Raw genomic sequence first — 12,378 nt, 5'->3', positions numbered from 1 at the left:
GGTGCATCTTGGATAAATTAATCACTACACTCATTCATCTTTTAAGTGAAAGAAGAGATGGACTAGTATTAATAAATGGTGAATGGGGAATAGGAAAAACATACTTTTTACAGCATTCATTCAAGGAATTATATGATACCAAGACAATATTTTATATTTCATTATTGGGATTAACTACGCTGAATGATTTTAAAGATAAGATGCTCAGAGTCACGTATCTTGATACCACTAAAGAAATAGAAAAGTTGCAGGAGATAACAGGAAATGTGACATCTGCGCTGACTCACGAAGAAACTAGTGGAAAACTAGCAAACCAGTTAATATCCGTGTTTTCTGGAGCAATGAGAAGTTATGTCCTTAAAGATTTAGTCGGATTATTTATAATTGATGATCTTGAACGCATATCTACTTCATTGCGCAATGAAATCTCCACATACTGCTTACAAAGTTATCAAGAAAACAGCAATCTTGATTATATATTAGTTGGTAATTTTACTAGTCAGAGTGAAGTTATCTTAGACCATAAAGAAAAAATCATTAGTGATGAAGTAAGTTTTTCTTTTAATAACATTGATGAAATATTGACAAGCAGATTAAATTCTTTAACGAGTCATTATCGGGAAGTAATATCCTCATCCATCACTGAATTTAAAATAAACAATTTAAGGACTGTAAACAAAATCATTTCAAAGCTAATGCCATTAATTACCATTGATAACTCTACGGATTCAGAAATTAAAACTCTCACACGATCACTATGCGCACATATCATTCTTAAAGAAAAATTCTCTTATAAAGAAGATGATTACCAGCAGAATTTCTTTGCATCATCTATAAAAAGATTAGTTAACAATTCAGATGAAAATAATGACGACACTATAAGTGAAGAAGAAATGGACCTTCTGAATATAACAGGATATACGACCTATAATGACCTGATGGTTCCATACTGCTTTAATAGCACTTCACCTCAGGATATTAAACCATTTATATTCAAAGACAAGACTATAAAGAAAGATGATTTCCCCTCATTAATCAGACCAGAAAGACATGAAATAACAGAGACTGATTACTGTGATGAAATCAAAAAAACCATATTGAGGTTAGATATTCAAAAATTATCCACATGGATTATTTCCACCAACAATTACTTTAGGCTTTCTAAATTGAAATACATCCCAAAAATAAAGGAAATAACAAGCAAAAAAATAAATGAAATAAAAAATAGTTTTAGTGATGATGAAATACTCTTATATTTCAATGAAAATTACAATACATCAGAAGACATACCTTTTCATGTTTTAGCTGAGGATGATAATGAATTGCATAATTTTTTTCTAAAAAAATACCAAGCGATAATAAAAGACAGAAAAATCAAATCACTAATAACGCAAATGAATAACAGTGGTTGGTCGGCTATAGACTTAAAAATATATCAGTCAGATTTCAAATACAGCCCCATCGAAACATTAGGAATAGAAAATATAATTTCTGGAATAAAAATAACTTGGTCCGTAAGAGATATACAAAAGTTCACTGACTATTTATCATCTCTATATAACTTTTCGAACCTCTGCGACTATCTCTCTGGTGAGTTACCTTATCTAAATATTCTTTATTCAAAATTAAACTCTTACCAAAAAAAAATTACACACTCCTTCCGGTGCGGAGCCATTATAGAGCTAATTAATTGCACAAAGAGAATTAAGTTAAAACTTGAGAATAGCATTGCAAATAAAAAAGTATAGCAGCGTGTTGAAATTATACCTAAATAGCTTCGCATAATAGCGCTACACTTGCAGGCGATGGCAGTCCGTCAGCGCTACTCTCAGACGATGAGAAGTGCAGCATCAATGTGCGAAGCTATTTAGGTAGTAAGCGCGCAATGCTTTCCCCGCCTCGCCTGCCCGCTTTCCGGGGCGGTTTTAATGCACCTGCATTAACGGTCTCAGCGCATGCCAGCACTGGCGGGAACAGCATTAAAGGTAGTCATAAAACGCATGCAAAGCCATGCACCTTATGCATGCATGGCTTTTTTTGGGGAAAAAGGCGGGATTTTCGCGGTTTTTTACGCAGGTTACTGCGCGGCCATGTCGGCACGTCGGCGGGTGTAAATCATGTTCTGTGCGGGCGTAAATTGCTCGCGGCTGTCATCGCGGGAAGGTGCTTCCGGCCGGTATCCGGCGGCGGTTAAAATCTCGCTGTCCCGTTCTGAATAAGTAATGTCATGCCCTCCGGCCAGCCACACCGACAGGGCTTCACGCAGGTAATCAGATGAACGGTCGAGGGCGCGTTTGCGTACCATCTCAGGCTGCCCGCTCAGGTGCATCAGTTCCGGGGCAAGAATCGCGGCCAGTGCTGCGCCGTTCTGCTGCATGAAGTCATTCAGCCCGGTACGGATGCTGATGCGCTGCACTTCTTCGTGTGAGCGGATATAGCGACCGGCGGCCTGATTCACTTCCCATTTTTTGATGTCAGTGATGTCGCGCAGTTCCTGCATTCTGGCCGGAATGGGGTCATCAGCGGCCAGAAGCTGTTCTCGGTATTCCTGTTCTGCCGCGGCCAGCTCTGATTTACGGTTCAGCCAGGCGGCTTTGTTGGTCTGGCAGGCCGCTGCGGCCTGCTGCAATGTGATGGTGGTCACCGGGGTTTCTCCTGGTCAGTGGCGAAAGGGGGAGCGGTAACAGCCTTTAACCCTGCCGGTGGCTGTGGGTGCTGGCGGCACCGGGGCGGGCTTTTCTTCCGCAACCGGTGAGCGAATCACTTCAAAAATGGACTCATGGGTTTTGAAGGTGGCCGAGCACTCCAGATTCTGGCACTGGTGATAACGCTCCTTGACGTTTTCCGACATATAGCGGCTGGTGCGCACATGGGCAGCCTGACGGCAGAACGGGCAGCACATCATGACAGTAACCCCCGCGCTTTCAGGTCAGACTCACGCTGGCGCATTTTCGCCTGCCAGACCTGACGCTGAACGGGCGTGGCAGCCACACCGTGTTCCATATGCGGCAGTGTGGCCGCCGACAGCCCGGTTTTGTACAACACCGGTTCATCTGTCAGACGGATGTTGCAGTTTTTCACCGACTGCTCAAGCCAGTTTTTCACCTGCTGCATCACCGCCTGTTCCGGTTCGGTATAACCCTGATGGCCGGTGGTGTTGGCAAGGGGATTTTCCCGTACCAGTACGCTTAATTTCATCGCCCGGACAAGCGCCCCGCAGGTTTCGCGTAATGCGGCATCCAGCTCATGTTCTGCATACTGACTCAGGACATGGTGATGTGCCTGCCGCCAGGCTCTGGCCGTGCCGTCACAGGCCGCCCGCAGGTGGTCGCGCTCAAATGCCAGCACTTCAGAGAGGTTCTCGCATTCCTGCGCCAGCGTCCGGCGTGTCACCTGCTCAATATGCCGCTGTTTCAGTTCATCGGTCAGGATGGCACCACCGGCACGAAAGGCACTGCGCCATGCGCCGGTGTCACCGTCGTTTTCCTGCTCCAGTGCGGTTTTCTGCTCTGCTGCCCGGCTGATGGCGGTGGTGATGTCATCCATCCGGCGGGCGTTTTCAAGATGGGCGGCTCTGGCGCTGTCCAGTTGTGTCAGTGCCGGTTTCAGGTAATCAGGCATACGGGGTTTGGTCATGTTCGGGCTCCTCAGTGTTTCAAGATGAGGAGATTCTGCCGTGTCACACACAACAACACGACACATTGCCGTTGTGGCAAAAATGACACAAACAGACCTCAAAACCCGGCTTGCCAGGAAAAGGTCGCAGGAAACCCTTATCACTGGTTATTTTTATAATAAAAACTGTTCACTACTGTTCACTCTGAATAAAAATATAATTAATACAGTAAGATAAGAGGTGAACAGTTGAGAAATAAGTGTTCACAGGGTGTTCACTACTGTTCACCCGCCTTTTATCACTGGTGTCTCTCTGTAACTTTAATTTTCCCTGTTAATATCTATTAATCACAAAGCAATCAATAGTTATAAGTGTTCTTTACTTTCGCAGAATGAGCGAGGAAGGGTGAGGATGCACTACAATGCACTTTATTTCATTACTGGTTGATTTATAGACAGTAATGTATGAGAACTGGCATTACTCCCCCTTGTTGCAATACGCGGTTTTATGCTGAAAATAGAGCGCTACCCGAAGCCGGACAGACACGTCTGGCACCGTATGGATTTTATGAGGTAGCCCGATGCACACTGCTTTTCCTTCCCCGCCTTCTGCCCCAGCCGCGCCAATGATGCCGGTATCTGATGCCGTTCAGGAACGCTTTATCCGCCTGCCCGAAGTGATGCATTTGTGCGGGCTTTCCCGCTCGACCATTTACGACCTCATCAGCCGGGAGGCTTTCCCGAAACAGGTGACCCTCGGCGGTAAAAATGTGGCGTGGGCACACTCCGAAATTACCCGGTGGATGGCTGACCGTATCGCGGAACGTGACCGGGGATATATTGCATGAGACAGACTGTTTTGCAAAAAGCCCCTTTTTCTGGCTTGCGTCCTGCCGTCATTCCCAGGTATAGTTTTCCCGCTGTCGCAAAATCGACAGCCGGGCGTGAGAACCCGAGTTACTTCAAGGCGACACCAGACGCGCCATGCGTCTTTTTTTGTGTCTATGCCTATGTGCACCTGTTGTTTACGCACCGGTTCTTAAGCCGTTGCTGTATCTGCGTAATGGTGGCTCAGGCGGGGCAGCCTTCGGGCTGGCCGGTTCCCTTGAAGGCCGGTTTCTCACCCCCGTCTGGGCTACCACCAGAGCGTGAGAACTCCGGTGGTGGCGTTTACCGCTACTTCAAGGAGGTTGCCCTTATGGCTACGACCCTCACCCTGTCACACCCGCAGTTTGTTTTTGTGTTTGCCGCCGTTCGCCGTGCAGACCGTCACTTCCGTATCTGTATGCTCCGCACCGTGGCTGGTGACGAACGCGCCGCACGCCTTTCCCTTGTCCGTGATTACATTCTCGCCTTCGCCGGGCGTTTGCCGGTGGCGGAGGTGTGTGCGTGAAAGAACTGACCCTGACCATTTCCCTCGCTGACCTCCGGCACCTGGAACACCTGCGTAACGTTGGCCTGCTTATCGGCGAACTCATGCAGGCGCAGGACTGCGCATCTTCCCGGCCTGACCCGGCGCAGCAGGCACAGCTCACCTCTGTCATTCACCTGATGACCGCCCGGCTGGACGATATGGTCGAGCGCTGTAATGAGCGCTGGCTCACTGAGGAGGTTCGCGCATGAAACACCCCTTGCCGCCCGTATTACGTGCCGCACTGTACCGCCGTGCGGTGGCCTGTGCCTGGCTGACCCTGTGCGAACGCCAGCACCGTTACCCGACGCTCACCCTCGACACGCTGGAAAGTGCCATTGCCGCCGAGCTGGAGGGCTTCTACCTGCGCCAGCACGGCGAGGAGAAAGGCCGCCAGATTGCCTGTGCCTTACTGGAAGATTTAATGGAAGCCGGCCCCCTGAAAGCCGCCCCGTCGCTGTCCTTTCTCGGGCTGGCCGTGATGGATGAACTCTGCGCCCGCCATATCACCGCACCGGTACTGCACTGAGGGAGACAATAACCATGAACATGAACGTAACGGAGTCCGTAGAACGGGCTCGCGGCCACTGGCCGCGCATTCTCCCGGCGCTGGGTGTGAAGGTGCTGAAAAACCGCCATCAGGCCTGCCCGATTTGTGGTGGCGATGCGCACAGTGACCGGTTCCGCTTTGATGACCTGGAGGGGCGCGGCACATGGTACTGCAACCGGTGCGGCGCGGGTGACGGCCTGACACTGGTTGAAAGGGTGTTCGGGGTGTCAGCGGCAGAGGCTGCCGGGAAGGTGAATGCCGTGACCGGTAATCTGCCGCCGGTTGCCCCGGAAATGACTGCCACAACAGAAGCTGACCGAAAAGCAGCGGCCGCGCTGGCCGTAAAGCTCATGGAGAAAACCCGCACGGCTACCGGCAACGCCTACCTGACCGGCAAGGGCTTCCCGGATTATGAATGTGCCGTGCTGACAGGTGCACACAAAGCCGGTGGCGTGTCGTACTGCGCCGGTGATGTGGTGGTGCCACTGTATGACGACACCGGCGCACTGGTGAATGTCCAGCTTATCGGCGCAGACGGCCAGAAACGCACGCTGAAAGGCGGCCAGGTGAAAGGGGCTTGCCATACCTTCAACGGCCAGAAACAGGCCGGGAAACGCCTGTGGATTGCCGAAGGGTATGCCACGGCACTGACCGTGCATCACCTGACCGGGGAAACCGTCATGGTGGCGCTGTCGTCCGTGAACCTTCTTTCCCTGGCGAGCCTTGTCCGGCAGAAACACCCGGCCTGCCAGATTGTTTTCGCTGCCGACCGCGACCTTAACGGTGACGGTCAGGGCAAAGCCGCAGCAGCCGCAAAAACCTGTGAAGGGACGGTCGCCCTGCCGCCGGTGTTCGGTGACTGGAATGATGCATTTATACAGCACGGCGAAGACACCACGCGTCAGGCCATTTACGACGCCCTGCGGCCACCGGCACAGAGCCCGTTCGACACCATGAGCGAGGCGGAATTTACTGCCATGAGAGCCAGTGAAAAGGCGGCGCGGGTGCATGAGCATTACGGCGAGGCACTGGCGGTCGACACCGGCGGCCAGCTCCTGTCCCGCTATGAAAACGGTATCTGGAAAATCATTCCGCCGCTGGATTTTGCCCGTGACGTGGCCGGGCTGTTTCAGCGTCTGCGCGCGCCGTTCTCGTCGGCCGCCATTAACGCGGTGGTGGACACCCTGAAACTGATTATTCCGCAGCAGAGCGCACCCTCACGGCGCCTGATTGGTTTTCGTAACGGTGTGCTCGATACCGGCACCGGCCTGTTCAGCCCGCACCACAAATCGCACTGGCTGCGCACCCTGTGTGATGTTGATTTCACCGCGCCGGTGGCAGGGGAAACACTGGAAACCCATGCGCCGAACTTCTGGCACTGGCTCGACCGTGCCGCCGGTGGCCGCCTGGAAAAACGTGACGTGATACTGGCTGCGCTGTTTATGGTGCTGGCGAACCGCTACGACTGGCAGCTCTTTCTCGAAGTCACCGGCCCCGGTGGCAGCGGAAAAAGTATTATGACTGAAATTGCCACGATGCTCGCCGGGGCGGATAACGCCACCTCGGCCGACATTGACACACTGGAAGACCCGCGCAAACGTGCATCCCTGACGGGGTTCTCGCTGATTCGCTTACCTGACCAGGAAAAATGGAGCGGTGACGGTGCCGGGCTCAAGGCCATTACCGGCGGCGATGCGGTGTCCGTTGACCCGAAATACCAGAACCCGTACTCGACGCATATTCCGGCAGTGATTCTGGCGGTGAACAACAACCCGATGCGCTTCACTGACCGCAGCGGCGGCGTTTCCCGCCGCCGGGTGATAATCCATTTCCCGGAACAGATTGCGCCGGAAGACCGTGACCCGCAGCTTAAGGACAAAATCGCCCGTGAGCTGGCCGTTATCGTGCGCCAGTTGATGCAGAAGTTCAGCGACCCGATGAGCGCCCGCACGTTACTCCAGGCACAGCAGAACTCCGACGAGGCACTGAGTATCAAGCGCGATGCTGACCCGGCCTTTGATTTTTGTGGCTATCTGGAAGCCCTGCCGGACGCTGACGGGATGTATATGGGGAACGCCAACATTATCCCGCGTCAGCCGCGCCTGTACCTTTATCACGCCTATCTGGTGTACATGGAGGCGCATGGCTACAAAAACACCCTCAGCCTGACCATGTTCGGTAAAGGGCTGTCGTCCATGCTGAAAGAGTACGGCCTGAATTACGACAAACGGCGGACAAATCAGGGCATGCAGACCAACCTCACACTGAAAGAGGAAAGCAACGCCGACTGGCTGCCGAAGTGCGACAAACTCACCGCGAAATAAACTACCCTGACCGGCTGATGCCGGTCTTTTTTTACCTGAAAATCAGCCAGAGTGAACAGTAAAGTGTTCACTGTTCACCAGGTGTTCACCACATAACACCATGAATATAATGAAGAAAAATGCAGAGTGAACACTGTGAACAGTTTTTCCAGAAAAAACTTTTGTCTTCAAAACATATCAGACCGCTTAGTGCTAGGATATGATGACTACCCTTGAGAACTAATGCATGTTGAATTTATGATTGGCATTCTGTGTCAGCTTTAATATTTTATTATAAATGTCAGAAAGTTACTTCCATGCATAGCCATACAGATGAGCAGGAATCATCACGGGACTCTTGGGCAATATGGATATGGAAAGAACCGGAAACGATCTAGTTGCTTCAGAATGGCGCTGAAATATCCTATTGAAAAAATTGAGTAGTGCATTTGATGCCGTTGCGTAACTTAAACTAACTGTCAAATGATAAAGGAATTTCGTGGATATTCTAAATAATCGAGAAATTGCAATTGCATTATGGATTTTAGCAGCTTCTGTTTACATTTTTTCCTCCCCGAAAATGGTCGAACTTAAAAACGCTACCAAAGACGTTCTAGCAGCTTTATTTGTTAGAAAAATAATGACTATCATTTTCCTAATGGTTGCCTATATGGCAATTGTTATTTACTGGCTTTCTGAGTGGAAATTATGGAATTTTGATCAAATAAAAAATACTTTATTTTGGTGTGTTTCTGTTGGCTTTATATCCTTATTGAATATAGAGAAAATTAAAAAAGATCACTCTTTTTTCAGACACTCGGTTTTAGATAACTTAAAATTACTAGCAACTCTTCAATTTGTTGTTAGCGTATATACCTTTTCTCTTTGGATCGAAATTCTTCTCGTGCCTGTTTTGGTATTATTAGGAGTTATGCTATCTATTGCTAAAACCGATAGAAAGTATCATCAGGTTCAGTATCTCCTAGAATATTGCCTAGCTTTATTTGGAGTAATATTAATCATTTACACTTTGTACATGTTAATGACCGATTTTGGTGAGTTCGGGAAAGAGAAAACTGCATATGATTTCTTAACCCCCCCATTGCTAACTCTTGTTTACCTGCCATTCATTTTTTTCATGTTGGTTTATTCAACATATGAGAGGGTCTTTGTTATGCTTAGGTTCTCAATAAAGAATAGGTTTCATAGATGTGTAGCTAAATTCTTTGCACTGATATTTTTTAATGTTCGGCTTAGCCTGCTAGAACGGTGGTCATTCCAAGTTGCCAAAACAGACATAAAATCATACTCGGATATTATTGATACATTTAAATATATTTTTAAATCAAAACATTCCGAGAAAAATCAAAAGGAAGTGCCAATAGAACAAGGCTGGAGTCCTTATAAAGCCAAAGAATTTCTTGTAAACGAAGGGTTGAGCACTGGATTCTATAATAGATTTATCGAAGATGAATGGTTTGCGTCATCTCCAATGAAGGAACTTAACGATGGTATCATCCCGGATAATATCGCTTATTATGTTGAAGGTTCTGAAGACACTGCAAAAGTACTAAAGCTCATTGTGAACGTGAATGATTCTTCCAGAACCCGCGATGCATGCGAAAAGTTAGAGGTCATAGCCGAAATTTTAAGTATCTCAAGCTTAAATCTACCTTTATCCCAAGAGATAAAAAGCGCCATTTTAGATTGTAACCCACATTCCGAGAAAGTTGGGAATAAAACAATTACACTGACTGTACAGTACTGGCCAAACCATAACTATAATGGGCTTGATATCAAATTTCTGATCTCAAGCATTTAATAAAGTGCTTTTGTTGGACAAATTTTCTTCAAAACTCGGCGTTAATGTCCACTATTGCTCAGATCAGGCTAGTAGGGGTGAACAGTAAAGTATTTACTGTTCACCAACCATTCACCACATAACAATATGAATGTTAAACATAAAATTGCATAGTGAACAGTGTGAACAGTTTTTCCAAAAAAAAGTTTTTTAGATAAGTTCGATCACTGCCGCTTACCTATAGAGAGTTTGTCGGTCAAGAAAATGTGTATAAACATATGTATAAAAAAGAAAAGCATCACAAATAAATATCAATAAATACAATTACTTATTATGATTACAGCACTCCTGTGATCTTCCGCCATCTGTCTTCCGAAGCCATCCACGGTGGTTTTAAAATCATTATTCTTCAGTCTATTCATCACATCTTTGCTCCGTTTAGTCCAGAGGCATCTGCCAGAATTCGCGGTTAATGCGTATTTTGTTTTACCGGAATGCTTACATTGTCCTGCGTCAGCCGCGCCTGTACCTTTATTACGCCTGTCTGAGGTAAATGGAGGCGCACAGCTACAATAACACCTTCAGCCTGACCATATTCGCGACCATGCTGAAAGAGTACGGCCTGAATTACGACAAACGGCGGACAAATCAGGGCATGCAGACCAACCTCACACTGAAAGAGGAAAGCAACGCCGACTGGCTGCCGAAATGCGACGAACCCGCCGCGAAATAAACCACCCTGACCGGCTGATGCCGGTCTTTTTACTCTGAGCGGCCATCCTCGGATGGCCGTCGTATACACACTTAAACCTGCGTCATGCCTCCATCAACGCAAATCTCTGCACCTGCAATGTAACAACTCTCGTCACTTGCGAGGAAAAATGCGGCGTTTGCAACTTCTTCAGGTTGGCCCATTCTGCCGAGTGGTATTGCGCTGGTTAAGCTTTTACGCACTTCATCAGACGTTGCCGCCATCATTTCAGTGTCGACAGGACCGGGCGCGACAACGTTAACGCGGATACCGCGCGCCGCAAGCTCACATGTCCAGGTGCGGGCAAAAGAGCGCAGCGCGGCTTTGCTGGCCGAGTAGACGCCATAACCATGTGTGCCGAGAACATCAGCAATAGAACCGATGAGAACGACACTGCTGCCGGGTTTCATCAAAGGCAATGCTGCCTGCAGGGCAAAGACGGGGGAGCGAACATTCAGGCCAAACGTCTGGTCAAAATGTTGTTCACTTACCTCTTCAAGCGGGGCGTATTCCGATATTCCCGCATTGATTATAAGGATATCTATCTGGCCTGATTTTTCTGATACCGTCTGCATGATACGGCTCAGTTCGTTCTTCTGACTGACATCAGCCTGCAGCGGCATCGCGGTTCCTGATATTTTGCTTTTGGCTGTCTCAAGTTCTTCTTCCCGTCGGGAAGTGAACCAGGTGACGGCCCCCTCAGCGGCTAAACGCTGACTGATCGCCAGCCCAATTCCTTTCGCACCACCAAGTACCACAGCGACTTTTTTCTCTATTTTACCCATCTGATTTCTCCGATTGAGGTCGAAAACAGATGATATAAATTTTATACTTAATATCAATTACGCACTTTCGCTATACCAAATATAAGTGACTATATCGCCATGCAAGAAAACCATGATAACTGCCTGATAGACCAGAAAAATACTCGTCTGGTGTTAGAACACATCACCAATAAATGGTCGATATTAATTCTGACCGTACTGTGTACGGAACCTTGCCGGTTCAATGAACTTCGCCGACGTCTGGACGGAATTACCCACAAGGCGCTGGCCGATGCGCTGAAACGGCTGGAGCGAAACGGTTTAATTAATCGTCAGGTTCTGTCCACATACCCGGTGAGTGTGGAATACACCATTACGCCGCTGGCGCAGTCACTGCAGCAGCCTTTTATTGCGCTGGCGAATTGGGCACAGGCGTTTGGTCCGGCCATTGCATTAGCTCAGGCTGAATACGATCGAGCTCATGCGGATGAAAATAAACGCGAGAGTCAGGTTGATGCCTGAGCAATCCGCCTGATCCTCTGAATTACAGCGAACAGGCTAACCCCAGGTGTTTATTCCCGGGGCCAACTGTTGTTCTCGTAATCGAGGAAGAGGTGGCTTCTGGCGTTTCGGTGTTGCTCAATCACACTGATCATGCCGTCGATGCTGCTTTTTACATCAATCGCCTCATCCACTGTACCATCCAGCTTGCCCATCGCTGTCTCCGCCCAGCCAGGATGAATGGATAGAACCGTCTGTGCTCCCTGGCTGATATCCATATGGAGCAATAACGGTAATGCCGCGCAGGCGCCGTTTCTCCACCACCTGCCGCCCCGCTAACCAACTGCGTCTGTCCCTTTCAATATTTACTTCATTAAGTGCACGGCTGGCCGTATCAACAATCACGGGCAAGCCTGCTGCTACCTCAAAAAATACTGCAGCGGGTTTGGCTGCCCAGTTTTTGAAGATGGCTTTCTCAGAGACGGTACCATCGCCAAAACCAAATGCCACAACGCCAGAAACGCTATCGCCAATTTCATCAACAATGCCGCTGGCTTCCGCGCCCACCACAAAGGAACCTCACATCGTGTTGGTGGTTTTCTACGCAGAATAACACTCTCTTACCAAACGCCAGACGCCAGACCACCAGCACAATACAGCGTGAGAACTCGCTCGTAGTTGG

12 protein-coding genes and 2 pseudogenes are annotated in these 12,378 nt (G+C 48.5%); 9 read left to right on the top strand and 5 right to left on the bottom strand.

What is annotated here, in order from left to right; all coding sequences use genetic code 11:
- Positions 1-8: 8 nt before the first annotated feature.
- Complete coding sequence (locus tag A9B99_RS11345; protein ID WP_064597552.1) at positions 9-1,748, top strand: ATP-binding protein; 1,740 nt, start codon at positions 9-11, stop codon at positions 1,746-1,748.
- A gap of 329 nt (positions 1,749-2,077) precedes the next feature.
- Here the strand turns inward: A9B99_RS11345 and A9B99_RS11340 are convergent, their stop codons facing one another.
- The 3 genes from A9B99_RS11340 to A9B99_RS11330 are packed head-to-tail and all read right to left on the bottom strand — an operon-like array spanning position 2,078 to position 3,636.
- Positions 2,078-2,644, bottom strand: a complete 567-nt coding sequence (locus tag A9B99_RS11340; protein WP_064597550.1) for a phage polarity suppression protein — start codon at positions 2,642-2,644, stop codon at positions 2,078-2,080.
- A gap of 15 nt (positions 2,645-2,659) precedes the next feature.
- Positions 2,660-2,905, bottom strand: a complete 246-nt coding sequence (locus A9B99_RS11335) for an ogr/Delta-like zinc finger family protein (RefSeq protein WP_064597549.1) — start codon at positions 2,903-2,905, stop codon at positions 2,660-2,662.
- Positions 2,902-3,636, bottom strand: a complete 735-nt coding sequence (locus A9B99_RS11330) for a hypothetical protein (protein ID WP_064597547.1) — start codon at positions 3,634-3,636, stop codon at positions 2,902-2,904. The genes A9B99_RS11335 and A9B99_RS11330 overlap by 4 nt, the downstream gene beginning before the upstream one ends.
- A gap of 560 nt (positions 3,637-4,196) precedes the next feature.
- On the opposite strand from A9B99_RS11330, the gene A9B99_RS11325 reads away from it, so the two are divergent.
- From A9B99_RS11325 to A9B99_RS11295, 7 genes and pseudogenes are all read left to right on the top strand, one after another.
- On the top strand, positions 4,197-4,463 hold the full coding sequence (locus A9B99_RS11325) for a helix-turn-helix transcriptional regulator (RefSeq protein ID WP_064597545.1): 267 nt from the start codon (positions 4,197-4,199) through the stop codon (positions 4,461-4,463).
- A complete protein-coding gene (locus A9B99_RS11320) occupies positions 4,460-5,008 on the top strand; it encodes a host cell division inhibitor Icd-like protein (RefSeq protein WP_064597543.1) in 549 nt (182 codons plus the stop codon). The genes A9B99_RS11325 and A9B99_RS11320 overlap by 4 nt, the downstream gene beginning before the upstream one ends.
- Positions 5,009-5,013: 5 nt before the next feature.
- Positions 5,014-5,238 carry a hypothetical protein gene (locus A9B99_RS11315; protein WP_264193584.1) on the top strand — a complete coding sequence of 75 codons (225 nt, stop codon included), beginning with the start codon at positions 5,014-5,016 and terminating at the stop codon, positions 5,236-5,238.
- Positions 5,235-5,555, top strand: coding sequence for a DUF5375 domain-containing protein (locus A9B99_RS11310; RefSeq protein WP_036116722.1), 321 nt, complete (start codon positions 5,235-5,237; stop codon positions 5,553-5,555). Before A9B99_RS11315 ends, A9B99_RS11310 begins: the two co-directional genes overlap by 4 nt.
- 14 nt (positions 5,556-5,569) lie before the next feature.
- A complete protein-coding gene (locus A9B99_RS11305; RefSeq protein WP_064597540.1) occupies positions 5,570-7,900 on the top strand; it encodes a primase-like DNA-binding domain-containing protein in 2,331 nt (776 codons plus the stop codon).
- Positions 7,901-8,378: 478 nt separating this feature from the next.
- Positions 8,379-9,701 carry a hypothetical protein gene (locus A9B99_RS11300; RefSeq protein ID WP_064597538.1) on the top strand — a complete coding sequence of 441 codons (1,323 nt, stop codon included), beginning with the start codon at positions 8,379-8,381 and terminating at the stop codon, positions 9,699-9,701.
- A gap of 472 nt (positions 9,702-10,173) precedes the next feature.
- Positions 10,174-10,413 (top strand): annotated as a pseudogene (locus A9B99_RS11295) (primase-like DNA-binding domain-containing protein); the annotation flags it as partial.
- 71 nt (positions 10,414-10,484) lie between these two features.
- Here the strand turns inward: A9B99_RS11295 and A9B99_RS11290 are convergent.
- Positions 10,485-11,216, bottom strand: coding sequence for an SDR family NAD(P)-dependent oxidoreductase (locus A9B99_RS11290; protein ID WP_064597534.1), 732 nt, complete (start codon positions 11,214-11,216; stop codon positions 10,485-10,487).
- A 99-nt stretch (positions 11,217-11,315) separates the two neighbouring features.
- Here A9B99_RS11290 and A9B99_RS11285 point away from each other — a divergent pair, with 99 nt between their 5' ends.
- Positions 11,316-11,717, top strand: coding sequence for a winged helix-turn-helix transcriptional regulator (locus A9B99_RS11285; protein ID WP_064597532.1), 402 nt, complete (start codon positions 11,316-11,318; stop codon positions 11,715-11,717).
- Between the two features lie 286 nt (positions 11,718-12,003).
- On the opposite strand, the pseudogene A9B99_RS11280 reads toward A9B99_RS11285, so the two are convergent.
- A pseudogene (locus tag A9B99_RS11280) lies at positions 12,004-12,263 on the bottom strand (NADP-dependent oxidoreductase); the annotation flags it as partial.
- Positions 12,264-12,378: the final 115 nt, after the last annotated feature.

It is taken from the genome of Mangrovibacter phragmitis (assembly GCF_001655675.1).
GTDB classification, from domain to species: Bacteria; Pseudomonadota; Gammaproteobacteria; order Enterobacterales; family Enterobacteriaceae; genus Mangrovibacter; species Mangrovibacter phragmitis.
The sequence above is the reverse complement of the archived record's forward strand: the minus strand, read 5'-3'. Positions and strand labels throughout refer to the sequence as shown.

Excerpts from the sequence above, each read along its gene's own strand:
- A9B99_RS11285 (WP_064597532.1), top strand. The coding sequence starts at position 11,316 with ATGCAAGAAAACCATGATAACTGCCTGATAGACCAGAAAAATACTCGT.
- A9B99_RS11320 (WP_064597543.1), top strand. The coding sequence starts at position 4,460 with ATGAGACAGACTGTTTTGCAAAAAGCCCCTTTTTCTGGCTTGCGTCCT.
- A9B99_RS11310 (WP_036116722.1), top strand. The coding sequence starts at position 5,235 with ATGAAACACCCCTTGCCGCCCGTATTACGTGCCGCACTGTACCGCCGT.
- A9B99_RS11290 (WP_064597534.1), bottom strand. The coding sequence starts at position 11,216 with ATGGGTAAAATAGAGAAAAAAGTCGCTGTGGTACTTGGTGGTGCGAAA.
- A9B99_RS11330 (WP_064597547.1), bottom strand. The coding sequence starts at position 3,636 with ATGACCAAACCCCGTATGCCTGATTACCTGAAACCGGCACTGACACAA.
- A9B99_RS11305 (WP_064597540.1), top strand. The coding sequence starts at position 5,570 with ATGAACATGAACGTAACGGAGTCCGTAGAACGGGCTCGCGGCCACTGG.
- A9B99_RS11335 (WP_064597549.1), bottom strand. The coding sequence starts at position 2,905 with ATGATGTGCTGCCCGTTCTGCCGTCAGGCTGCCCATGTGCGCACCAGC.
- A9B99_RS11325 (WP_064597545.1), top strand. The coding sequence starts at position 4,197 with ATGCACACTGCTTTTCCTTCCCCGCCTTCTGCCCCAGCCGCGCCAATG.